19 protein-coding genes and 2 pseudogenes are annotated in these 23,882 nt (G+C 61.7%); 11 read left to right on the top strand and 10 right to left on the bottom strand.

What is annotated here, in order from left to right; genetic code table 11:
• Positions 1-58 precede the first annotated feature (58 nt).
• The 5 genes and pseudogenes from RHEC894_RS13355 (at position 59) to RHEC894_RS13335 (ending at position 7,008) form a co-directional block, all read left to right on the top strand.
• Positions 59-757 carry an ABC transporter ATP-binding protein gene (locus tag RHEC894_RS13355; protein WP_085737618.1) on the top strand — a complete coding sequence of 233 codons (699 nt, stop codon included), beginning with the start codon at positions 59-61 and terminating at the stop codon, positions 755-757.
• Positions 754-1,893 carry an FtsX-like permease family protein gene (locus tag RHEC894_RS13350; RefSeq protein ID WP_085737617.1) on the top strand — a complete coding sequence of 380 codons (1,140 nt, stop codon included), beginning with the start codon at positions 754-756 and terminating at the stop codon, positions 1,891-1,893. The genes RHEC894_RS13355 and RHEC894_RS13350 overlap by 4 nt, the downstream gene beginning before the upstream one ends.
• A 4-nt stretch (positions 1,894-1,897) precedes the next feature.
• Positions 1,898-3,114 (top strand): annotated as a pseudogene (locus tag RHEC894_RS13345) (ABC transporter permease).
• Between the two features lie 359 nt (positions 3,115-3,473).
• Positions 3,474-4,967, top strand: coding sequence for a right-handed parallel beta-helix repeat-containing protein (locus RHEC894_RS13340; protein ID WP_085737616.1), 1,494 nt, complete (start codon positions 3,474-3,476; stop codon positions 4,965-4,967).
• Positions 4,968-5,526: 559 nt separating this feature from the next.
• On the top strand, positions 5,527-7,008 hold the full coding sequence (locus RHEC894_RS13335) for a right-handed parallel beta-helix repeat-containing protein (protein ID WP_085737615.1): 1,482 nt from the start codon (positions 5,527-5,529) through the stop codon (positions 7,006-7,008).
• A 71-nt stretch (positions 7,009-7,079) separates the two neighbouring features.
• Here RHEC894_RS13335 and RHEC894_RS13330 read toward each other — a convergent pair whose 3' ends face one another.
• Positions 7,080-7,361: a hypothetical protein gene (locus tag RHEC894_RS13330; protein ID WP_010069260.1), complete on the bottom strand. Its 282-nt coding sequence runs from the start codon at positions 7,359-7,361 to the stop codon at positions 7,080-7,082.
• 123 nt (positions 7,362-7,484) lie between these two features.
• On the bottom strand, positions 7,485-8,261 hold the full coding sequence (locus RHEC894_RS13325) for an intradiol ring-cleavage dioxygenase (protein WP_010069261.1): 777 nt from the start codon (positions 8,259-8,261) through the stop codon (positions 7,485-7,487).
• A gap of 208 nt (positions 8,262-8,469) precedes the next feature.
• On the opposite strand from RHEC894_RS13325, the gene RHEC894_RS13320 reads away from it, so the two are divergent.
• A complete protein-coding gene (locus RHEC894_RS13320; RefSeq protein ID WP_085737614.1) occupies positions 8,470-10,050 on the top strand; it encodes a Na+/H+ antiporter in 1,581 nt (526 codons plus the stop codon).
• A 62-nt stretch (positions 10,051-10,112) separates the two neighbouring features.
• Here the strand turns inward: RHEC894_RS13320 and RHEC894_RS13315 are convergent, their stop codons facing one another.
• Positions 10,113-12,014: a potassium transporter Kup gene (locus tag RHEC894_RS13315; protein ID WP_085738972.1), complete on the bottom strand. Its 1,902-nt coding sequence runs from the start codon at positions 12,012-12,014 to the stop codon at positions 10,113-10,115.
• Between the two features lie 739 nt (positions 12,015-12,753).
• Between RHEC894_RS13315 and RHEC894_RS13305 the strand changes: the two genes are divergently transcribed.
• Entirely contained in the window at positions 12,754-13,176 is a 423-nt protein-coding gene (locus RHEC894_RS13305) for a TIGR02594 family protein (RefSeq protein ID WP_085737613.1), read from the top strand.
• Between the two features lie 62 nt (positions 13,177-13,238).
• On the opposite strand, the gene RHEC894_RS13300 is transcribed toward RHEC894_RS13305, so the two are convergent.
• On the bottom strand, positions 13,239-14,654 hold the full coding sequence (locus RHEC894_RS13300) for an aspartate aminotransferase family protein (RefSeq protein ID WP_085737612.1): 1,416 nt from the start codon (positions 14,652-14,654) through the stop codon (positions 13,239-13,241).
• Positions 14,655-15,536: 882 nt separating this feature from the next.
• Here RHEC894_RS13300 and RHEC894_RS13290 point away from each other — a divergent pair.
• The gene (locus RHEC894_RS13290; RefSeq protein WP_010068395.1) at positions 15,537-16,043 is read left to right on the top strand and encodes a GNAT family N-acetyltransferase; all 507 of its coding nucleotides are present in this window, start codon (positions 15,537-15,539) and stop codon (positions 16,041-16,043) included.
• A 97-nt stretch (positions 16,044-16,140) separates the two neighbouring features.
• Positions 16,141-17,073, top strand: a complete 933-nt coding sequence (locus RHEC894_RS13285) for an ornithine cyclodeaminase family protein (protein ID WP_085738971.1) — start codon at positions 16,141-16,143, stop codon at positions 17,071-17,073.
• A 457-nt stretch (positions 17,074-17,530) separates the two neighbouring features.
• On the opposite strand, the gene dapB is transcribed toward RHEC894_RS13285, so the two are convergent.
• The 4 genes from dapB to RHEC894_RS13265 form a co-directional block, all read right to left on the bottom strand.
• The gene (dapB, locus tag RHEC894_RS13280) at positions 17,531-18,301 is read right to left on the bottom strand and encodes a 4-hydroxy-tetrahydrodipicolinate reductase (RefSeq protein ID WP_085737610.1); all 771 of its coding nucleotides are present in this window, start codon (positions 18,299-18,301) and stop codon (positions 17,531-17,533) included.
• A gap of 13 nt (positions 18,302-18,314) precedes the next feature.
• Positions 18,315-18,668, bottom strand: coding sequence for a hypothetical protein (locus RHEC894_RS13275; RefSeq protein ID WP_010067300.1), 354 nt, complete (start codon positions 18,666-18,668; stop codon positions 18,315-18,317).
• A 58-nt stretch (positions 18,669-18,726) separates the two neighbouring features.
• Positions 18,727-18,942 (bottom strand): hypothetical protein, encoded by a 216-nt coding sequence (locus RHEC894_RS13270; RefSeq protein WP_085738970.1) that lies wholly within the window; start codon positions 18,940-18,942, stop codon positions 18,727-18,729.
• Between the two features lie 147 nt (positions 18,943-19,089).
• Positions 19,090-19,695: a histidine phosphatase family protein gene (locus RHEC894_RS13265; protein WP_010067298.1), complete on the bottom strand. Its 606-nt coding sequence runs from the start codon at positions 19,693-19,695 to the stop codon at positions 19,090-19,092.
• A 245-nt stretch (positions 19,696-19,940) separates the two neighbouring features.
• Between RHEC894_RS13265 and RHEC894_RS13260 the strand changes: the two genes are divergently transcribed.
• Positions 19,941-20,414 carry a VOC family protein gene (locus tag RHEC894_RS13260; RefSeq protein WP_085738969.1) on the top strand — a complete coding sequence of 158 codons (474 nt, stop codon included), beginning with the start codon at positions 19,941-19,943 and terminating at the stop codon, positions 20,412-20,414.
• Positions 20,415-20,444: 30 nt separating this feature from the next.
• On the opposite strand, the gene RHEC894_RS13255 is transcribed toward RHEC894_RS13260, so the two are convergent.
• Positions 20,445-20,846, bottom strand: a complete 402-nt coding sequence (locus RHEC894_RS13255; RefSeq protein WP_085737609.1) for a GFA family protein — start codon at positions 20,844-20,846, stop codon at positions 20,445-20,447.
• A gap of 214 nt (positions 20,847-21,060) precedes the next feature.
• Between RHEC894_RS13255 and RHEC894_RS13250 the strand changes: the two are divergent.
• A pseudogene (locus RHEC894_RS13250) lies at positions 21,061-22,940 on the top strand (ABC transporter ATP-binding protein).
• Between the two features lie 205 nt (positions 22,941-23,145).
• Here RHEC894_RS13250 and RHEC894_RS13245 read toward each other — a convergent pair.
• The gene (locus RHEC894_RS13245) at positions 23,146-23,760 is read right to left on the bottom strand and encodes a LysE family transporter (RefSeq protein WP_085737608.1); all 615 of its coding nucleotides are present in this window, start codon (positions 23,758-23,760) and stop codon (positions 23,146-23,148) included.
• Between the last annotated feature and the right edge of the window lie 122 nt (positions 23,761-23,882).

The following is a 23,882-nucleotide window of genomic DNA, read 5'->3' as shown; positions in this document are numbered from 1 at the left end:
GAAGGGACACGCCTCCGGCGCCGCGACTCCGATCAATAAACCACCAAGGAGCAAAGCAATGACCGACACTCAAGATCCCTATATCGCGCTTGCCGGCGTCCGGAAGGCATTCAGGATCGGGGCGGAGACCATACCGATCTTTTCAGGGCTCGACCTTTCCATTCCGCGCGGCGATTTCGTCGCGGTCATGGGGCCGTCGGGTTCGGGGAAATCGACGCTGCTGAATATGCTCGGCGGCATCGACAGCCCGGATGCCGGCGAGATCCGCATCGGACGCAGCCATATCGAGCAGATGGGCGAAGGCGCCAGGGCTGCCTGGCGGGCGCACAGCATGGGCATCGTCTTCCAGTTCTACAATCTGCTGCCGATGCTGAATGCGGCAGAGAATATCGAGCTGCCGCTGCTCTTGAAGCCGCTCGGCCGCAAGGAGCGGCGGGCGCGCGTCGATACGGTGATGGAGCTGGTCGGGCTGGCTGGGCGGCAACGGCAGTTTCCGTCCAGCATGTCGGGCGGCCAGCAGCAGCGCGTCGGCATTGCCCGTGCCATCGTCGCCGATCCCGATCTCATTCTCTGCGACGAGCCGACCGGCGATCTCGACCGGAAATCGGCCAATGACGTCCTGGAGATGCTTGATTTTCTCAATCGCGAGCTTCGGAAAACCATCGTCATGGTCACGCATGACCCCGAGGCCGCTGCCTTTGCACGGCGTACGCTGCATCTCAACAAGGGTGAATTCGTCGAGGGGGAAAGCCGATGACCTTCTTCGAGCTCATGCGGCGCAATGCCTGGCGCAAGCGGCTGCGGGCCGTCTTGCTGATGTGTTCGGTCGGCACCGCCTTCCTGATCTACGGGCTGACGGCGAGTTTCGTCAGCGGCAGCCAGGGGGCGTCCGGCGGTAGCGACGACCTGCTCGGCGTGTTCAACAAATCGGGCCGGGGGCTGCCGCTGCCGCTTGCCTACCTCAACCGGATCGCGGGGCAGCGCGATGTCGCGGCCGTCGCCTATACCGCGCGCATGCGGGGCTTCGTCGAGGTCGAGAAGAATGTCGTGGCCATCAGCGCGGTCGATCCGCGGGCGATTGCCGCTGCCAACGGCGCCGAACTCGGGCTGACGCCGGAGCTGATCGCGGCGCTGGAAGAGGGTGGCGACCGGGTGCTCGTCGGCAGGGCGCTGGCCGAAGCGCAGGGCTGGTCGATCGGCCAGCGCATCGGCATCACCAGCCAGATCATGAAGGCCGATGGCAGCCGGAACTGGAGTTTCACCATATCGGGGATCTTCGATGGCGCCGATGCCAGCACCGACACCTATTTCATGCTCGCCCGCTACGACATGGTCAATTCAGCGCGTGCAAGGGACAAGGATACGGTCGACGCCTTCGTGGTGCGCCCGCGCGACGGTGTCGCCTCAGGGGTGCTGGCGGGGCGCATCGACGCGCTCTTTGCCAATTCGGCGGCGCAGACCAGGACGCAATCGGAAAAGCAGTTCCTCGAAGCCTTTCTCCGGCAGTTTGCCGATGTCGGGTTAATCGTCGGTCTCGTCGTCGGTGCCGCCTTCGTGACGATCCTGATGATATCGGTCAACACCATGCTCTTCGCCATCAGGGAGCGCCGCTTCGAGATCGGTGTGATGAAGGTGCTCGGTTTTTCCCGCGGGCGGATCGTGGCGCTCATTCTCGGCGAGACACTGTTCATCTTCGCCGTCGGCGGCGCGGGCGGGCTCATTCTGGCCAAGCTCGCGACGCTCTCGATCGGGCCGGAATTCGGTCTCGTCTTCGGCGGCGAGGTGCTGCTGAAGGCTGCCGCGATCATTGCAGGGCTTGGCCTGCTGACCGGGCTGCTTCCGGCCGTGAACGCCATGCGCCTGCCCATCGTCAACGCCTTCAGAACGAGATAATTCAATGTCATCAGCGCTCAAGCAGACCTTTCTCATGATCAGAGTCAACCTCGGCAGCCTGCCCAGGCGGCTTGCAATCTCGCTGTCGATGGTGCTGTCGGTCGCCCTCGTGGTGGCGGTGCTCTCAGGTTTTCTGGCGATGGCGCGCGGCTTCGAGGCTGCCCTTGCCGGGGCCGGCTCCCCGGTATCGCTGTCATCCTCGGCGGCGGCACCAACCAGGAAACAGGCTCTGATGTCCCTGCCGATGCGATCCGCAGCCTTGCCGCAATCCGCACTGATAGCGGAATTGCGCGCGATGGTGCCGGCGGGGCGGGCGGGCCGGTGCTGTCGCGCGAGATCATCGTGCCGATCGATGTCAGGGGGAACGATGGTGGCGAGCAGACGCTGTCGCTCAGGGGCATGGACCCGGCCGGGCTCGATCTCCGCAGCCGCGCCCGGCTTTCGCAGGGGCGGATGTTTGCATCAGGCGCCCGCGAGATCGTCGTCGGCGCCCGCATCGCGGACGCTTTCCCCGGCTTTGCCGTCGGCCAGACGGTGCGGTTGGGTGCGGTCGACTGGACCGTCGCCGGTCATTTCACCGCGGGCGGTAGCGCCTTCGAATCCGAGATCTGGGCGGATCTGGACGCGGTGCAATCGGCCTTCGACCGCCAGGGGCAGGTGCAGAGCCTGCGCGTGCGGCTTGCCGGCGGCGACCCCGCAACAGGGCTGGCGGTGCTGCGCCAGCGTCTGTCCGATATATCGGGGGCGCCGCTCACCGCCGTCTCCGAGGCCGATCTCTATGCCGCGCAGGCCGAGCGTACTGAAAGCCTGATCCGCCTGTTCGGCTGGCCGATCGCGCTGCTGATGGCGATCGGTGCGACGGCGGGTGCCTTGAACACGATGATGAGCTCGGTTTCCGACCGTGCGATCGAGATCGCCACGCTGCGCCTGCTCGGCTTTTCCCGGCTGCCGGCCTTGGCTGCCACCTGGGTCGAGGCGGTGCTGCTGTCGGCGGCGGGGGCGGCCGTCGGTGTGATCGGCTCCCGGCTTGCTTTCAATGGCTGGCAGGCGAGTACGATGGGAGCCAACAATACGAAGATGGCCTTTCAGCTCGATGTGGCGGCGGATGTGATTTTGACCGCGGGGCTGCTGGGGGTGGCGGTCGGCGTGATCGGTGGGGCGTTGCCGGCGCTGGCGGCGGCGCGGCTGCCGCTGACCGCGGCCTTGCGGGCGAGAGGGTAGGAGTGCGCCTCGGAGATTGCAATAAAGGAGGTGCCATGCGGCACATCTTTCATTGCTTGGCTTCGGTGAGCACAAGCGAACGAATCAATGCCGGCCATCTTCTCGCCCCACCTCGGCGGCCTGCGATTTATTCGCCTCGATGTCGTTGTTTTTCCGGCTTAAGTTGCAACTTTCCGGATGCTTGGCGAACCCTCGCTCCCGTGCCTGTGGAATAGACCGGCAATCCGGCCCGCTGCCGCATTGACAACATCTTGTCGCCTTCTTGCCATGGACGGTTGCCCCCGCCGCATTCGGACGGCCGGTCCCGGTCGATTCCAGTGGCGATGTAGCGATCCGACGAACAGGGCAACATTGGCGATATGACAATCTACTATGTGAACTCAACGACTGGTTCCGACGGCAACAACGGAACGAACCAGACATCGGCTTTTGCGACTTTGTCCAAAGTGGAATCCCTCAAGCTGAAACCGGGCGACAGCGTGCTGCTGGCCAAGGGGAGCGTGTTCAACGAGCAGTTCGATATCAAATATTCCGGCACCGAGAGCGCACCGATCAAGATCGGCAGTTACGGGACGGGCTCGGCCCCGGTCATCCACAGCAACGGCGACGGCATTCACAGTCTCTACGCCTCCAACATCGTCATCGAGAACCTGAAGATCTCGAACGTCGGGGGCGCCGGCATTTATGGCGGCAGCGTCACGAACTGGACGGTGCGCAATGTCGACATCGCCAAGACCGGATTGTCGGAAAGCGCCGGCGCAGTCACTTTCCGAAGCAGCACGAACGTCACGGTCGAGAGCAGCAAGGTCTCGGACGTCAAGGGCGACGGCTTCTGGATCGAGAAGGTTGCGGGCGTCAAGCTTCTCAACAACACCGTCACCAGTGCGAACGGCTCGACGGCCGATGCCGTACAGATGAACGACAGCAGCAATATTCTGATCAAGGGCAACCATCTCGATCAGACCGATGCCAGCAGCCCGAAGGGCGTGATCGCGCTCGTCAGGCCGACGAATGCCGTGGTCGAGGACAATGTGCTGACCGGCGGCGGCTTCGGCATCAGCGCGCAGGCGGGCAAGACCGTCGCCATCCGTGACAACGACATATCCGGATTCCACGGTTACAGCTGGTCCTTCGCCGTCGGCCTCGGCGATCAGGGAAATGCCCGGGACTACGACATATCGGGCAACCACATTCATGACGGCGCGTGGGGCGTGGCAGTCAGCGGCCCTATCGGCGCCAGCTATACCCGCACCAATATCAAGGTGCACGACAACACCTTCGACGACCTCACTCAGGCGGCGCTGAAGGTCGACAGGCCGGCCTCCGGCTCCTTCACCAACAACACCATCGAGAGCGGCACCACGGCCACCAGCATCTCGCCTGCCATTGCCGACGCGCACACCTTTACCGTCAGCGGCAACCATACGGTCGCCAATGTGGAGACGACGCTTGCGAGCGCCGATACCAAGGTTGCTTCCGCAACGACGACGGAGGCTGACGCGGACCCGGCGGTCGTTGCCGCCCACGACAATCTGAAGATCTTCACCGATAACGGTGCGGCCCATCGCGGCAATCTTCTCGAAAACGACAGCTCCGACAATGACACCCTGGTGCTGCGCCGCTTCGGCGACGAAAGTGTGGGCAAGCACGGCCTGACGCTGACCGGCGACTATGGTTCCATCCACGTGGACCGGGAAGGCAACTATGCCTATACGCTCGATGAAACCAAGCTCCCCAGCCATGACGGCCATGTGAGCGAGTCTTTCAGCTACGGCATCGACGACGGAAACGCGCATCATAGCGATGCGGATACGCTGACCGTGTACATCCATATGGACGGTTTGGTGAGCTGACAGTGCGGGGCGGGCTGATCACCCGCCCTCGTTCTTCTACGCTGCCGTATGGTGCGGTTGGGGTGTGCCGTGTGACACCCCCCTCTGCCCTGCCGGGCATCTCCCCCACAAGGGTGGAAGATTGGCAAGAAGTTTGACCATCGCTCCCTCTTGAACAGCAGCGACAATCACAATGCTTTAGTTGTTGGGGAAGCCATTTCGCCCAGCCGATCTCCCTCCTTGTGGGGGAGATGCCCGGCAGGGCAGAGGGGTGCCACTTGGCGCGCCCGTAAAGGAAAGAGTCGGCCACTCCATGAGGCCCGACCATTCCCGACAGCACGATAGGTTACTGTTTATTCACCTTTCGGTCGCTGTTCTCTGGATTGTTTTCCCATAGGTTGTATTGTTGAGGATGCAGCCACCGCCAGGCTTCTCGGGAGCATGGCAGGCCGATAGGCCTGCCTTACCGCCGTCACGGCATCGAACGCCATTCTGAGCATGGCCTTCACCTCCCGACCGCATCCGATCCACGCGTTGCAGCCGTTCCAGACGGCTCAGCGACCATGCGAGAACAGGCGATATGACAGTCTATTATGTGAATTCGGCGACCGGCTCCAACAGCAATGCCGGGACCAGCGAGGGCGCACCTTTTGCGTCCTTCTGGGCGGTGGAGAACTTGAAGCTGCAGCCGGGCGACAGCGTGCTGCTGGCCGCGGGAAGCGTCTACAACGATCAGCTCGACCTGAAATATTCCGGCACCGTCGCTGCGCCGATCACCATCGGCAGTTATGGCGTCGGCGATGCGCCTGTCATTCATAGCCCGGGCGACGGCATCCACAGCCTCTATGCATCGAACATCGTCATCGAGAACATCAAGATATCCGACACCGGCGGGGCGGCCATCTATGCCGGCAGTGTTTCGAACTGGACCGTGCGCAATGTCGAAGTCGATCACACCGGGTTGGCGGGCAAGGCGGGGTCGGTCACCTTCCGCACCGGCTCGAACATCACCATCGAAAACAGCACGATCAACGACGTGAACGGCGACGGTGTCTGGATCGAAAAAGTCAACGGCGTCAATTTTCTCAACAACAGCGTCACCAACGCCCACGGCAGCGCGGCAGATGCCGTGCAGATGAACGACAGCAGCAATATCGTGATCAGCGGCAATTACCTCGATCAGACGGGCGCCGCTACGCCGAAGGGCGTCATCGCGCTCGTCCGGCCGGTCGATGCCGTGGTCGAGGACAACACGGTTATCGGCGGCGGCTTCGGGATCGGCGCCCAAGCCGGCACCAACGTCGCGATCCATGACAACGATATTTCGGGCTATGGCGGCTATAGCTGGTCCTATGCCATCGGGCTCGGCGACCAGGGCGATACGCGCGACTACGATATCTCAGGCAATTACATTCATGATGGTGTCTGGGGCGTCGTGATCAGCGCTGTCGGCACCCCGAGTTACGTTCGCGAAAACATCGATATCCACGAAAATGTCTTCGACGACCTGACGCAGGCAGCGCTGAAGGTCGACAGACCTGCGTCCGGGGCCTTTCACGACAATATCATCGCCAGCGATGTCACGCCCTACAGCATATCCCCGGCAATCATCGCCGCAAACACCTTTCCCGTCAGCAACAATACGACGCTTGACGAGGCCCAGCTTGCGACCCTCGATAGTCACGTTGCAGGAGATACGCATGTGGACGCAGGCCCGACGATCGTCGCAGTCCATGACAGCCTGAAGATCTCCGGCGACACGGATGGGGCCCATCATGGCAATCTCCTCGACAATGACAGTTCGGCCAATGGAATCCTGCTGCTTCGCCGCTTCGCAGACGAGGTGGTCGGCAAGAACGGCTTAACCCTGACCGGCCAATACGGCACCATCCATGTCGACGATCACGGCGACTATAGCTACACGGTCGACGCGGCGAAGCTCGCCGGGCTTAGCGGTGATGTGAGCGAGACCTTCCAGTACAAGATCTCGGATGGGGCTGCGCATCATTTCGACACGGATACGCTGAGCATCTCCATCCACGTGGATGACGTGCTGATCTGAGCGGGATTCCGACAGCAAGCGGCGTCTCGCCTCGTTCGAGGCGCGGCGGTGGGAAGGCGAGGGCAGATGTGTCACCGTTCGTCGAACAGGATTCTGATGACGTCGATTTCGATTTCGGCGCAGATGATCTCATATTCGGTGACGATCGCGGGATCGGCCGACATATCCTTGCGCATGCGATCAAGGGCGGCGCAGGCCTCGCCATAGGCTCCGCACAGTTCGTAAAGATGGGGCCGGCTCACAGCGGTCGCCCGGATCGTTGCCCTCGTCGCAGGCAGCCTCATCATCAGCCTGGCCATTCCCTGTTCGGCGGCCGGCCGGGGGATGTGTGCTACGCCTTCTTTCCTGACCATACCATCCTCGCTGTTTGGGTCTGTCGCCGAGAGTAGTACGCAGGAATGCGGCATCTGGTTTCATGCCGGATGCAGGATTGGCGCGCGCTGCCGGCGATTGTCGGCCTTCTCGGCCGTTTTCGCTCAGGAAGAGAGGCCGATCGTGATGGTGGCGGAAAGCGCGCCGCCGTCGAGCTTCTCGAAATCGAAGATGTGGTCGGCCGCATCCTCCGGGATGATGCCGTCCCCGTCATTGCGCGTATCGCGGGCGGGGCGTCCGAGATAGTCCGGGTGCCCGCCATAGATGATGTCGCTCAGCGCATCGTCGAAATATATCTGGCTGACGAGAAGCTCCTTGCCGCCGGCGAGGATGCGGCAGTGAACATGCGGCGTGCGGCCCTTGTACCATCCGGGATAGGCCGTCAGGAAGCTTGCCTGCCCCTCTGCATCCGTCAACTGGCGTCCGCGAAAGGCGAGCCCGCTGATTGCCTCGGCATCGCCGAGCGTACACATGTTCGCTGCCTCACGGCCGGAATAGATGCCGCGATGATCTGTATGCCAGATTTCGATGTCGGCATGTTCGACCGGCCGGCAATCGGCTGCATGGACGATGCGAACGGCCAGCCGCAAGGGCAGCCCGGCTTTTCCTTCCGAGACGTCCTGACGGACCGGAATATTGTTGACATGGCAGGGGCCAAGGGTCTGGGCAGATGTCACGACGCAATTCGGACGGCTGCGAAAGAGCGGTGCGGGCAGCTTTTCCAAGGCGACCGACTTTGTGCCGCCGCTGAGGAAATCCGTTCCCTTCCAGTCGAAGGTTCTGGCGGCTACCGTGATATGCCGCCGCGGCCAGATCGCCACCGCAGCTACGGTCGACGCGACGATGGTCGCAGCTCCAAGCACCAGGGTCCGCCTTTTCATGGGTCTTCCTTTGCCTAAAGACGCCTGATCTAAGGAGCATGCGCAGGAAACTCCAATTAAATCCAGGTAATGATCGATGGCAGCGAGAGCCGAGGTTTCGATCCCGGAGAGAACCCCAAAGCGCGGCGTGTCTTTTCAGATGCGCAAGCTCGCTGTAATTCTTTGCAGCAGGCGTCCGACATTCGTTTGCTGAGCCGGGGCAGGGCACATGGAACCAACCCATTTATTCGAGCTTGTCATCGCGATGTTTCTCGCGATCATTGCGCTGCACTATGCCGCCCACAGGCTCGGATTGCCGCCGTCCGTCGCGCTGCTGACCGGTGGCGTTTTGCTGGCGTTTGTGCCGGGGCTGCCGGCAATAGCAGTCGATCCAGAGCTGGTGCTGGTTATCTTCCTGCCGCCGCTGTTGATGGATGGCGCCTGGTCTATCGCTCTGGCGCGGTTGAGACGCCACATGGTCGGCATCGCCTCGCTCGCCGTCGGCGCGGTGTTGTTCACCTGCGCCGTCGTGGCCGTTGTCGCCCATCTTATCTTTCCGTCACTCCCCTGGGCCGCCTGCGCGGCACTGGGCGCGATCGTTGCGCCGCCGGACGCGGTTTCGGCGCGTGCCGTGCTGGAGCGCGTCAGGCTGCCACGACGGCTTCAGATTCTGCTGGAAGGCGAAAGCCTGCTCAATGATGCGAGCGGCCTGGTTCTCTTCCGTTTTGCCGTTGCCGCCGCCGCAACGGGCGCCTTCAGTGCAGGGGAGGCGGTCGGCAACTTCTTCGTGCTGGCGCTGGGCGGCGCCGTCGTCGGTATCGTCGTCGGAGTGGCATGGGTCAAACTCGTCCGGCATCTCGGCGACGATTATCTCATCATCGCAGCCACCGTATTGCTCGGCTGGATTTCCTATCTGCTCGGCGAACTGCTTCATGTTTCCGGCGTCATCGCCACCGTGACCACGGGCCTGATCGCCTCCTGGCACCAGCACACCGTATTTTCCGCCGCAACACGCATGCGAGGCACGTCGTTCTGGACGGTGATGATCTTCCTGATGGAAGCGGCGGTCTTCACATTGATCGGGCTATCGCTCCGGGATGTCGTCGAACGCGGCGGCGGTCTTACCACCGTGATCACGACCATGGGAATGCCGATGCTCGCGATCCTGATCACGCTGGTGGTGGCGCGGTTTGCCTGGGTCTTCGCCTCCGATCTTGCCATCCGCTTCTGTGCTGCCCTGGGGTTCACCCGCGCCCAGCCGCTCGGCGCCGGCGGTGCGACAGTGCTCAGCTGGGCTGGTGTGCGCGGCGTGGTCACGCTGGCGCTGGCACTCAGCCTGCCCGAAGGATTCCCGGGCCGTGACTTCATCCTCGCCACCTCCTTTGCCGTCATTCTTGGAACCGTGCTGGTGCAGGGCACGACATTGGGGCGGGTGATCGCCTGGGCGCGGCTGGCGCCGGAGACGGAAAAGGCGCGCCTCACCATGAGCCAGGCCGAAGCCGCCATGGCACAGGTGCAGTTCGGGATCGTCCAAAACCTGGCCTATGACGCAGAGGGAAAGCTCGTCCACCCGCAGTTGCTGGAGCGCTACCAGCGCAGGGCGACAGCGATCGTCGACTATGCCGAGAGAACCGAGCACTATGTGCCGATCCTGCATGCGCATTTCGACGTCGTTCTCGAAGCGGTCGCATCGGGGCGCCGGGAACTCATTCGTCTCCACCGCGCCGGCGATATCGACGACGAGACCTTAGACGAACTGGAACGGGACCTCGATCTCGAGGAATTGAGCGCGATCTCGGCCAAGGCCTGACGCCTCTTTCCCGGCTTCACTTGTCCTACCCCGTCTTCGGCCGCAGGCTCCCCATCAAATCGTTAGATGGCAATCTGTTCGCCAAGCTCGACGACGCGGTTTGACGGCAGGTTGAAGTAATCGGAAGGATCGATTGCAAGGCCCTCCAACCCCATGAATATCCGCTCCTGCCAGCCGGGCAGCCCGGTGTTCGGCGTCCTGACGAGATTTCTGCGGCCGAGATAGAAGGAGGTCCTCATAATCTCGAACTTGAAGCCTCCCTCTCTGCACAGAGCCAGAGCTCTGGTGACATCAGGGTCGTCCATGAAGCCGAAGCTGATATCAAGGCGCACGAAGCGCGGCGAAAGCTGGCTGATCCTGATGCGGCGGCTGTCGGGGACATAGGGTTCGTCTTCGGTCCAGACAGTCAGGATGATGTTCTGTTCATGGAGCACGTGGTTGTGCTTGAGATTATGAAGCAGAACACTCGGCGTCCGATCCGGGACGCTCGTCAGGAAGACTGCCGTTCCGGGAACGGTGACCGGTGAATGGTCCGATTTTCGTTCGATCGACCTGATGAAAGAATCGAGCGGGATCTCATTGTTGGCCCGTACCCTTTTCAGATAGGCCTGCCCTCGGGTCCACGTCCACATCAGCATCATGATCGCCAGCGCAAGGGCGACCGGAACCCAGCCGCCATCGTAGATCTTCAGCAGATTGGCCGCCAGGAACATGACTTCGATGGTGAAGAGCGGCAACAGCCAGGCGGCGGCGAGCACCAGGGAGTAACCCCAGACGACCCGAAGAAACTGGAAGACCAGCATCGTCGAGATGACCATGGTCCCGGTCACCGAGATGCCGTAGGCCGTCGCCAGCGACTCGGAGTCGCCGAAGGAAAAGATCAGCATCAAGACGCCGACCAGCAGGAGAAGATTGACGGCCGGCACGTAGATCTGGCCGGTGTTGGTCTCCGAGGTGAACTTGATCCTGAGCCGCGGCAGGAAGCCGAGGTGAACTGCCGAGCGGGATAGCGAAAATGCGCCCGTTATCACTGCCTGGCTGGCGATGATCGTTGCCATCGTCGCCAGCAGAACCACCGGCAACAGGGCCCAGTCGGGATACATCAGGAAGAACGGGTTGCCGGCCGTTTCGGGATGGGCGAGAACGAGCGCCCCTTGCCCAAGGTAGTTCAACAGCAGCGCCGGAAAGACGAGCACGAACCATGCCGTCTGGATCGGGCGGCGGCCGAAATGCCCGAGGTCGGCATAGAGTGCTTCGCAGCCGGTGACAGTCAGAAAGACGGCGCCGAGCACGATGAGCCCGACGCTGCCGGCATGGGTCAGGAACAGGAATGCATTGATCGGATTGAGAGCGGCCAGAATTCTCCAGTCATCGCCGATATGGATCAGCCCCCCCGCCGCCATGGCCAGAAACCACAAGACCGTGATCGGACCGAAAAACATCGAGACGGCGGCAGTTCCCCTCGACTGGACCGCAAAGAGAACGATCATGATCGCCGCCGACGCAAGCGGGACATATTCGGCAAAGGCGGGTGTGACCAATTTCAGGCCTTCGAGCGCCGACATGACGGACAGGGCAGGCGTGATCATCGCATCGCCGATGAAGAGGGCTGCGCCGATCAGGCCGGCGAAGAACAGCACCGGCACATTTCGCCCCATCTTCTTCATCAGGAGGGCGAGGAGCGAAAGCGCGCCGCCTTCGCCGTCATTGTCTGCCCGCAGCAGGAACAGCACATATTTGAAGGTCACGATGATCGTCAGCGTCCAGACCATCAGCGCAATGAGACCGATGACCTCGGCCTCGTGTACGCCATCGGCGGCAAAGGGCCTCAGCGCCTCGCGAAAGGCATAAAGCGGGCTGGTGCCGATATCGCCGTAGACGACGCCGATCGCGCCGACGACCAGTCCGATAAAGCCCTTTCGGCCAGCACCTTCACCCCTGTTGTCCGCATGTTTTGACGTCATGGTTCCCCGCTCATGCCACTTGGCCATGAACACAAACATATGCCGCATTGCAGAACGGCAAGTAAATTGATGCGGGCGCGAATTTTTTGTGAGAGGGGAGGACATGCGCGGTCAGGGCGAGGATGGCGTTACGAGCCGCTCAACGGTTCCTGTTTTCGCCCCAGCACTTCCGGTCGCAGGGTGCGTGCCGCTGATCATGCCCGGTCACAAGCCAGCCGAACCGGTGCAACCATACGGTTGCGATGCCGTCGCGGGTGTTGCCTGCGGTTACGTCCGCAGGCGACAGGGGGCGATCCCCGTCTTCGTCGCTGGCGAACGGGGCGCTCGCAGTGTATTTCCTGCTGCGCCTAAGTATTATTAGTAGGCTTCTGAAATATAGCTCGTACAGGTGATGCCTGGGATTGCGCATTGTCGTCGCCGCCTGGCGAATGGGCTTGCTGCTCAAGCACTTGCGGGCGCTGTCCATCTCCTCTCAGCGAACCTAGTGCGGATTATGAAGCTTCAGCCTTTCGTGCCTGCAAAACCTGTCTTTTGCGGGCTTTGAGATAGGTCTTTCCCGGCTGCAGGAGAAGCTCCCCTGATGTCGTCCGCGTCTCCTTTTTGCCAAATTCCCGCCGCCAAAATGCCAGTATCAGTTGTTTCTAAATCACGCCATAATTGGCATTTACGTTGCCGCGCCTGTTTTATTCTTGGCCACATTTCTGTAATTCAACATTATACCAAGCAATGGTGGGTAACTATGAAGGTTATTCTCGTCATCGTCCTCACGGCGCTTGCCGTGCCCTGTGAGGCAGACATGCTGGGCACGGCATCCAAGTACAAGAGTATGCACGAACGCTCCATCTCCTTCCTTAGTATCAATCCCCGCAGGGTATCGTGGTGCGGGGCGTTCCTGGCTTTCGTCGCCAAGCGATCTTCGCGGGAGCCGCCGCCCAATCCCAACATGGCGGTGTCCTGGAAGAAGTTCGGCAGGCCGGTGTTCTTCGGCGCCGCCAGGCGAGGGGATGTTGTGGTGATCCGCACCGGAAGGCGCTTTCATGTGAGCCTTTTCGATCACATCGACCAGCGCCGGCAGTACGTCTACCTGTTCGGTGGCAATCAATCCAACCGGGTGCAACTGTCCAGGTATCGCGCCAGTTCGGTTGTCGCGGTGCGACGATGACGCCGGTTCGCGCTCTGCCGCGAAGACCGTGGCCGGCATCGTCCTTCGAGGTCCTTTGAATATTAGCGCGGGCGGGTGAGGGTGCTGACGCTCCTGAACGCAGTGATGATGCTCTCCGCCGCCAGTTGCGCCTGATCCGGTGTGGTTTGGAAATTGGTGACGGAGAGGCGCAGGACATCGCGGCCGCGCCATTTGGCGCCGCCGGCAAAGATCGTGCCGTCCGCCTGGATCCTTTCGATGGTCTTGCGGGTCAGGGCGTCGCCGTCTTCGGCGGATAGGCCGGTTCCGAAGCGGATGACCAGCTGGTTCAGCGTCACCTCGTTCAGAATGGCGATGCCCGGCTCACCGGCGAGCAGATCGGCCACCTCACGCGCCGAGGCGCAGCACTGGTCGATGAGGGCTGCTATACCCTCGCGGCCGAGATGTTTCAGCATCGCCCAGGTGGCAAAGCCGCGCGCCCTTCTCGAAAGCTCCGGCACGTAGTGGGAGGGGTCGCGTTCGCCTTCGCCGGCGAGCGGCAGATAGCTTGCGGCGATCGTCATGGCGCGGCGGTGAGCGAGCTCGTTGCGGACGATAGCGTAGCCGCAATCATAGGGCGTCTGCAGCCATTTATGGCCGTCGGTCGCCCAGCTGTCGGCGGCTTCGATGCCGCGGCTGAGATGGCTGGTCTTTACCGATGCCTGCGCCCAGAGGCCGAAGGCGCTGTCGATATGGACCCAGGCACGCTTCGCCTTCAAGAGCGGGATGATGGCGGCAAAATCGTCGAAGGCGCCGGTATTGATCTGCCCGGCCTGGAGAATGGCGATGACGGGACCAGAGACCGTATCGAGCGTGCCCGCCAGCGCGGCCGGGTCTATCCGCCCCACCGGATCGGTGCGCAGGCGCAGCACGCGATCATGCCCGAGGCCCAGGAATTGCAGCGCCGAGAACACCGTGGTGTGAGCGTCGTCGCCGATCAGTACGGTGATCTCGGGTGCGCCGAACAGGCCGTTGGCATCGGCATCCCAGCCCACCTGGCGCAGCACCTCGCCGCGGGCGGCGGCAAGGCAGGTGAAATTCGCTACCGTCGCGCCCGTCACGAAGCCGACCGAGCTTTCGGCCGGCAGCTTCAGGAGATCCAGGAGCCATCTCGCAGCAACGGTCTCGACGGCGGCCGCGGCCGGTGCCGCGACATGGTTTCCGGCATTCTGGCCCCAGGCGCTGGTGAGAAAATCGGCCGCGACGCCGGCCGGATGAGAGCCGCCGATGACCCAGCCGAAAAAGCGCGGCCCTGTGGTTGCATGCAATCCAGGTTCGGCGTCTTTCGCCAACTGCCTGATAACGTCAAGCATATCGGAACCGGCCGCCGGCAGCGGCTCATCGAAACAGCCAAGCGAGGTAGTATAGTCGTGAGCGGGCATGTGGCTGGGAGGTGCGGCCTGCCGAAAGCTCGCCGCAAGCCGGGCGGCCTCCTGGAACAGAGATGCAATTGCTGACATCCGGATCCCCCTTGCTGCCGCCGATCCTGGAGAGCCCGCCCCCCCCCTCGAAGCTGGCTGTCGGCGCACTGCAATCTAGCCGATATCGCCGGCGCTGTCTTGGACGAGCCTCGCCAATGGCGTTGGTGCGATGACAACCGTCGTTGGCACGTTTCGCCTTTACCGGGATATCCAAGATAAATCGATCAGTACGGGAGTTGTTTCCTTATTTCCATCAATAACGTTCCTTTTTATCTGGCGTAATTTTCCAAAATTCTTGACATTCACTTAAAAACTATTGCGTTTTTTCTAAGTATCATCCAATATTTCTGAAATATCATTCGCATCGCCGTTGGGGCCGCTCTGCCAATCAGCGAGGGATATGCACTGAAGTATTTTGTTCTCTACGCATTGGTGTGCTCTGTTGTCGGGATAGTTCTTCTCGTCGTCGTCCATCAGGTTGCACCCTTCAGAATGGACAGGCCGAGCGATCAAGCGACCGATGGGTCTGCAGATGAACCGACGGCCGGATCAGCCGACCAAACCGCGACCGGGTCAACCGATCAGCCGGATAATCTGGTCGTGCGGTCGACGCGCGAACCGGCGAGCAAGCAACCGGGTGTCCAGCCGCCCGATCAATGGAACCTCCGGCCAACAAACCAACCGGCGGCCCAGCCGCCAGATCAATCGGGCGTCCGGAAGGGTGGCCGGGTCGGGACCCCGGCACAATAGTTGCAAGCGGGGCTCCCCGCCTCGTCCGTCGCAGCCCCTGCGGGGCGCCTCAAGGATGTGGGCACTTGCGTGGCGCGGCGCAGTAGAAGTGCTGTCGACGTCATCGTCTCCGATTGCATTGGCAGGACCCTGCTGTCATGACAAATCCTGAGATATCCTGGGAGGTGTCCGATGGATGCAGGCGGCGTGACGATCAGGCTTATCCGGGCGGACCAGGTGGAGGCTTTCCGGCAGATCCGTCTGGAAGCGCTGCGCGCCGAGCCATCCTCTTTTGCGAGCCGCTATGAAGATTGGGAGGTTTTGCCGGACGAGGAGTGGGTCAATCGTCTGAACGAGCCGGTTTTCATTGCCTTCCAGGACGGAGTCCCGGTCGGCATCATGGGACTGTTTCGGCAGCGGCCGAGCAAAATGACCCATCGCGCCACGATCGTCATGGTCTATGTCAGCGTCCACCTGCGTGGATCGGGTCTTGCCGGGAAGCTGTTGGAGGCGGTTTCCGATCACGCGCGCGATATCGGCATCCGGCAGTTGGAACTCTTCGTCAGTGCGGAGAACCCGGCGGCGATACGGTTCTATCAGCGGCAGGGTTTTGCCGAGATCGGCCGCATCCCGGGCGGCGTTCTGGAGGAGGGCAGGGAGATCGATGACGTCATGATGGCACGGCGTCTGGTCGGCTAATTTCCTGCGCGGGCATTTCAGCGTATCGGTTTCCAGACCTCTTGACCTCAAGCGGGGTTGGGGTTGCAGCATGCCGGAATAGGCTGGAGGTTTGTTTGTGACGAAAATCCTGAAAGACGAGGATCTTGTCGGCAGCCATTTGATGGCGGCCGCGATCGATGCGCTCGAAACGGCTTTTCGAGCGAGAGCCGGCAAACGGCTCATCTCTCCGCCCCGGCATCATGTCTCGTTTCCCGATCTCGGCGATCTCGTCTTCACCGTCGGCGGCAGTCTTGGCGAGAAGCCGCTCGCGGGCTTCCGGGTTTATGAGACATTCGATGGGGCGGAGCATTCGCAGATCGTCGCGGTGTGGTCGGCCGACGACGCCAGGTTGAAGGGAATCGTTCTTGGAGCGTGCCTCGGCAACCTCAGAACCGGTGCGATTGGGGGTCTCGCCATCCGGCACCTCAGCGCGCCCAACGCCAGGACCATCGGAATCCTCGGCAGCGGAGCGCAAGCGCGAACTCAGCTTGCTGCGGCCGCCGCCGTTCGAAAACTGGATCGCGTCCGCGTCTACAGCCGCGACGCGAAAAATCGTGCCGCCTTCGCAAGCGAGATGCAGAACGCCTTGGGGCTTGATATCGAGCCTGCCGACAGCGCTCGGGAAGCCGTTGCCGAGGCCGACATCGTCATCTCAGCGACGACGAGCCAAACGCCGATTATCCATGCGCGGGATTTGAAGCCCGGCGTGCATATCAACACCGTCGGGCCGAAAACGCTTCAGGGATACGAAATCGGCCTGGATATCGCCGATGCCGCGGCGGTGCTCGCGACGGATTCTCCCGAGCAGACCCGCGCCTACGCGTCGCCCTTTTTCCTCGCCGGCTCCGGCAACGAAGATCGCATGGCCGACCTTGCCGACATCATTGTCGGGAAAGCGGCCGGGCGAGGATCACCTGGGGACACGACGCTGTTTTGCTCGGTCGGCCTCGCCGGAACCGAAGTGGTCGTCGCTTCGGCAATCCTCGATAGGGTGGGGGTGTCGGCGTAGGATTTGATTCAAGGGCGGGATTTAAGCTTTTGTTTTGATGCGGGTTATCGCCGAGACCCATCAGCCGCCGGAGCACCCGCCTCGTCCTTCGAGGCCCCTGCGGGGCACCTCAGGATGAGGCTCTCTGGGGCGCTGCGCGAGCGGTAGCGTAACAGCAGATGCGAGCAAAACCGCGGTATTCCGCCGCCTGTTATTGGGGCGCGGCATCCTCCAACGTCCCTCATCCTGAGGCGTGTAGCCCATAGGGCGAAGCCTCGAAGGACACGCCGCAACGCTGCTGCTTGCATCATCTCACGTTGGCGCACCCGCCTTGTCCTTCGAGGCCGCCGCAGCGCTGCTTCTTGCATCATCCCACGTTGGATCACTCTCCTCGTCCTTGGATGCCCGTACGGGCGCTTCGGAATCTGATTCAAGAACGCGCTTCAAGCCTCTGTTCACACTGTCCGTTCACCCCTCGTCATCCCAGACCCAGGACATCCCGCATGCCGTATTCGCCAGGTGCGCGTCCTGCAATCCAGCGGGCGGCGGCAAGGGCGCCGCGGGCAAACATGCCGCGATCGAGAGCCGAATGCGAAAGCGTTACCACTTCCTCGGCGGCGGCAAACAGTACGCTGTGTTCTCCGACGAGCCCGCCGGCGCGCAGGACGGCGAAGCCGATTTCGCCGGGCGGCCGCTCACCGGTGATGCCGTCGCGTCCGCGCCTCTCGACGGAGGCGAGAGAAACGCCGCGGCCTTCGGCGGCGGCTTCACCGAGCATCAGCGCCGTGCCGGACGGTGCGTCGATCTTCCTGTTGTGGTGGGCTTCGAGGATTTCGATATCCCAGCCCTGCGCAGGAAGGGCGCGGGCGGCCTGGGCAACGAGGCCGAGCAGCATATTGAGGCCGATGGAGAAATTGCCGGAGCGCAGGATCGGAATCGTCCGGGCGGCCTCTGATATCCGTTCCAGTTCATCCGGCTCAAAACCCGTCGCCCCGATCACCATGGCCGGTCCGCCGGCCGAGGCGCACAAGCCGGCAAGTTCGGCGGCGGCATGTCCCGTCGTGAAATCCAGGATCACATCGGCCTCGGCGATCGCAGCCGATCGGTCAATCAGCCCGGCGCCTGCGGAGCCCTCACGGCCGATGCCGCCGAAGAAGACAAAAGCCGGATCGGCGGCCAGCAGCGGCACGATGGTACGGCCCATGCGGCCGTTGGCGCCGGCGACGGCTATTTTGATTGGTAAGGGCACGGCTTTTCCTAACTCACGAGGGCGAGTGCGAAGCGGGGGAGATTTGTCGCGTTAGGCGGAAATAAAGCAGAGCGACGGCGTAAACAACAAGTACGACCGGTATTTCCGCGAAAATGGGAAGCGCGATGAACCCGTCGCCAGGGCCGGCTTCCTCTCCCGGCGCCATCGCCGGTGTTGCCAATATGACAAGCGCCACTGGCGAGAAAAACACCCATAAAAATGCGGTTATGTGTGGCAGCCAACGACGTCGCGTGACCATGCGCGCGATGAAGATCGCCGACACGGGGATTAGGATGTTCAAAATAAAGACCAGCGAAAGCGCAAGGAATTCGGGCAGGATTGTCGGGTAATGCGGATCGTAATCCATCAGGCGGCTCAGCGGTTGCTATCGAGCGGATGTCGGACAGTTCGGAGGCTGACCGACATTACCAATTGCCGGGGTCGGCGGTATGATCGATGCTGGCGAATTCATCCGCCTTTTCCCGATCCAGCTTCACCTCGGTGTTTACGCTCGTCTCGTCGGTAACAGAGTAGCGGTCGGGGACCGGTCCCCTGGAAAGTTCCTGATACAGGAGCAGGGCGGCCTCCTCGGCGGTGTCGGCCTCGATTTCCCGGGTGATGGTGACGGTGAACTTGTGCATGGCTTCGGCCTCTCGATCGGCGCGCAGGCATATGCGCAGCACATACAGTCTGACACGAGTTTTGTGTCGAGGACACAAAAAGCGCGTTTGCTGAGAACTTGATTCATGCGACGGTTGCGATCCGGCTGGTCAGCGCAGGTGAACCCCTTACCATGCGCTCAGGCTGGATATCATGTCGGACGAAGCGCTTACCAGACGGAATTCACGATAGCAGAGCCGATAGAATCCGTCTTGGGGAACGGGCAGTTCCAACATTTCCCGTTTTGAGAGGCCGGAGTAGACACCGCGTACCAATCTGCCAAACAGTCCATGAGAGATCGCAACGGTCGGCCCGGATATTCCTGAGATCCAGTCCTTCGCCCGGACACAGGCAGCATCAAAGCTTTCCCCGTCGGGAGATTTGAAATACCAATCGAAAGCGTCGGACCCATCCAGCATTCCTGGAAACTCGTTGTCGATCTCAAACTTCGTCATGCCGTCCCAAGAGCCGGTGGTCACCTCCATCAGCCGCGGCTCCAGCTGGGTTGCCAGTGGCAATATCCGTTTCACCCTGGCCGCAGTCTCCTGAGTTCGGCCGAGCGGGCTGACGTAGAGTTGGAAAGATTGCTCGCCGCCTGCGATTTCCTTTTTCAGAAGCTTCGCGGCCTGGTCGGCCTGTTCGATACCGCGCTTCGTCAGCGATGAATCTTTCTGGCCTTGGAAGCGGCCCAAGCTGTTCCAAACGGTCTCGCCATGGCGAAGCAGGTAAATCATCAGCGTTGTTCCAAGCCAATTCAACAATGGGAGGGTCTACTGAACCGAAGGGGGCGGTTTAGCCCAGGCATGCTACAGATCGATGATAATCGCAATCGGCGCGATCCTCGCGAGGCCGATCGTTGCGACCACTTGGCGGCGCTCGGCAATCGCCACCGTGAAATTGCTTCCATGGGCTGGAGAAAGACGATTTGCCTCTTAGTTTCAGAGCGGGAATGCGAAACAAGGAGCGAAAGGAACGCGCAATGGCAAAGAACACGATCTGCGTATGGTACGACAAGGACGCCGAGGCTGCTGCCCGGTTCTATGCCGCGACCTTTCCCGACAGCGCCGTAGGCGCCGTCATTCGTGCACCGGGAGATTATCCCGATGGCAAGCAGGGAGACGTGCTCGTTGTCGAATTTACCGTTGCGGGTGTTGCCTGCATCGGCCTGAACGGCGGTCCCGCGTTCAAACACAGCGAAGCCTTCTCGTTTCAGATCGCAACCGACACACAGGAGGAAACCGACCGTTATTGGAACGCCATCGTCGGTAATGGCGGCCAGGAAAGCGAGTGCGGCTGGTGCAAGGACAAGTGGGGGGTGTCGTGGCAGATTACGCCGCGCGTGCTCTCCGAAGCGCTTTCGGCGGGTGGCGGTCAGGCAAAGCGTGCGTTCGATGCGATGATGACCATGAGCAAGATCGATGTCGCGGCGATCGAGGCGGCTCGGCGCGGCTGAGGGGCCGTCGCCTGTTGAAGCAGAGAGGCGTCAGAACCAGAGATCGCGCACGCAGCGCCCTTTGGAGGGAAGGTCTTCGAACGTATCAAGGCCGTCGAAATGGTCGATGGGCAGATCGGCGACGAGTTCGGGCGGCGCAAGCCGCATGTTGACCGCCATGCGCCGGCGGCCATCCTTTTGAAGTCTCAGCCCGCGCCAGCTCAAGACGCAGGCGCAGGATGGGCAGAACAATATTTCGAGGGATGAGGTTTCCCGGCCGGAGCGGGTGTAGGAGGCGGTCTCGCCGGTGAGCGCGATCCGCTCTCCTTCGTAATCATAGGCCCATAGCGTGCCGTAGCGCCGGCAGAGCGTGCAGTTGCACGCGGTGATCGAGCCGGGGTCGCCTTCAAGCGTCCAGTTCGCCTTGCCGCAATGACATGAGCCCGTCAGCATGAGCGCCGTTCAATCCTGCTCCCTGTTGAAGAGTTGCATCCTGCCCCAATCGCGCCACGACAGCAATCGGCGCCTTCTGGCGCCTGGCTTTGGTGATCACTCCATCTGGTCGATTTTTTGAAATCTCTAGTTGAGATTGTAGCTGGAAGATGATCCCATGCGACCCTGCGCAGCCCGAGTCCACGCCTCCTCCCGATTTTGATCCGAGTGGCCCATGTCGATTTCCGATGCGATCTATCGTCCCTTCGAAACCTTGATCCGGCCGCTCGAGATTCCTTACCGGCCGCTGCCGTCGAAGGGGCCTGTCACAGTGCTCCTCCATTTCATCGCGATGTTTCGGGGGTGCTGATCGCGCTGGCACTTTGTTCCATGGTGTTCGAGGTGATCAACCTGACGATCGTCTGGGGACTTTCGGTCATCGTCGATGGCGTGACGCAACAGGGCGCTTCCGCCTTCTTGCGCGGCGAATGGCTGCTGCTGACCATTCTCGGTTTCCTGATCTTTCCGGTCATGCCGATCGTGTCCTTCATGCTCAATACGCTGAACTCGCACACGCTCGGCATCGGCATGCCGGCCGCCATTCAATGGCAGGGCCATAAGGCTGTCGAGCGGCAGGACCTTGCCTTCTTCCATGATCTGTATGCAGGCCAGGTTTCCTCACGGCTGCAGCAGGTTTCGTCCGCCGTCCAGCAGCAGATCCTCGCCGGCTTCCAGACCATCCCACGCTTCCTGATGCAACTTGTGGGCTCCGTGATCCTGCTGGGTGCGCTCGCGTGGCAGCTTGCCCTGCCGGTCGTCATCTGGATCGTGCTCAATGTCGTCTTCACCGCCAGGATCGTGCCTGTTTTCGTCGAGCGCTCGCGCCGCACTGCAAAGCAACGCAGCCTGGTCGCCGGCGCCATCACCGATCTCTATACCAACATGCAGATGATCAAGCAGTTTGCGGCGGAGGACAGCGAGGCAGGCGCGATCCGCCGCATCATAGGAAAGGCCGTGCAGACGCAGCACAGCGAACAGCGCATTTATCGTTCGTCGGAATTGACGGTCGTGGTTTTCAATACGCTACTGTGGCTGACCATGCTGGCGATCGGATTTTCCGGCCTCGTCAAAGGCTTTCTGACGGTCGGCGAATTCGTCGGCGCTGTCTACATTCTCAACCGGCTGTCGTCGCAGATCTTCGTCTTCCTGCAGATGGGCCAACAGGTCTTCCAGGCGATCGGCACGATCAAGGATGCCATGCCTGTCATGACGACACCACCCACCATCACCGACCAGACGAATGCGAAGGACCTCGTGGTCGAGCGTGGTGAAATCCGTTTCGAGAACGTCCGTTTCGCCTATAAATCTGGCAAGCCTGTCATCGACGAACTGTCCTTGACGGTCCGGCCGGGTGAGAAGGTGGGCCTGGTCGGTCTTTCCGGAGCCGGCAAGACCACGCTCGCAAATCTGCTCTTGCGCTTCTACGATATCGGCGAAGGCGCGATCCTGATCGACGGGCAGGATATCCGCGCGGTCACGCAGTCAAGCCTTCGCCGCGCGATCGGGGTCATCGCCCAGGACGTCGCGCTGCTGCACCGCTCGGTCGGCGACAATATCCGCTACGGCCGGCCGGAGGCGACGCCGCGCGAAATCGAAGACGTGGCGAAAATGGCAAGTGCGGATGCCTTCATTGCCGATCTTTCAGATAGCGAGGGCCGCACGGGCTATGATGCCTTCGTCGGCGATCGCGGCATCAAACTTTCCGGCGGCCAGCGGCAGCGTGTCGCCATCGCCCGCGTTCTCCTGAAGGACGCGCCGATCCTGGTGCTCGACGAGGCGACTTCGGCTCTCGACAGCGAATCCGAAGCCGCCATCCAGGAAAGGCTGAACCTCGTCATGGCGGGAAAAACGGTGATCGCCATTGCGCACCGCCTCTCGACCATTGCCAGAATGGACCGGATCATCGTGCTCGATCGCGGGCGGATCGCGGAGGAGGGCAGGCCGGACGAACTGCTGGAACAGGACGGCCTGTTTGCCCGCCTGTGGAAACGCCAGACCGGCGGCTTCATTCCCGAGGACATCGACGACCTCTTGCCAGGCTCGCCAGCGCCTTGACCGAATGGCCGATGACGGCAATGCGAGGGCCTCCTCCTCGTGTGCTTGTCACAAGAATCCAGCAGCGCGCGTCTGCGCGGTGAATGACTCTGAAGAGAGCCTCTCGCGCCAAGGACTTGGGCGCACTGGATCCTGTGACGAGCACAGGTGAGGGAAGGGCGGGGATGCGGTCCTGTCCATTGGAGACGGGCATGCGCAGTTGACGTCAGCGGACCAACAGCAGACGGCCGCCGATCAGGATCAGCGCGGCGCCCATCACGCGCTCGATGCCGGCCTTGAAGCGCAGGAAACCGGCGGAAACGCGCGGGTTCGAAAAGAAAAAGGCCAGGCCGCAATACCAGAGTGCCGAAAGAAGGAAGCAGGTCAGGGCGATGACGCAATAGAGCCAGACGGGCGCATGCGCCGGGATGACGAGGGCAAAGATGCTGCCGAAGAAAGCCACCGATTTCGGATTGGTCATGCTGACGATGTAGGCCCGGCGCATGGCGGAGCGCCATGTCACTTCGCTCGGTCCCGTCGGCTTCAAGGGCTTGGACGCGTTGCGGATCATCTTCAGGCCCAGCCAGATCAGATACAGCGCGCCGGCCACCTGCAACAACATATGCAGCCATTCGAAATGGCTCAGCAGAAAACCGAGCCCCGCCATCGCCATGATGGCCCAGGTCAGGGATGCGATCGCAAGTCCGAGACCTGCAAAGAGCCCGGCGGCGCGGGACACCGTCATGCTTGTGTTGGTGACGATGATGAAATTCGGTCCCGGGCTGACGAGGGAGGCGATATAGACGCTGACGAGCAATGCGAGTGAGTTGATATAGTCCATCCGGCTTTCCTGTTTTGCTGGGCCGGGAGCCTATGCGAGGCCGGTGGTTTTTGAAAGGCGCCTCGCTCAAGGGCATGATTGACCGGCGGTGGAGAGACAATTTGCCGGCCATGTCTCGCGAA

The sequence above is a fragment of the Rhizobium sp. CIAT894 genome (genome assembly GCF_000172795.2).
Lineage (GTDB): Bacteria > Pseudomonadota > Alphaproteobacteria > Rhizobiales > Rhizobiaceae > Rhizobium.
The sequence above is the reverse complement of the archived record's forward strand: the minus strand, read 5'-3'. Positions and strand labels throughout refer to the sequence as shown.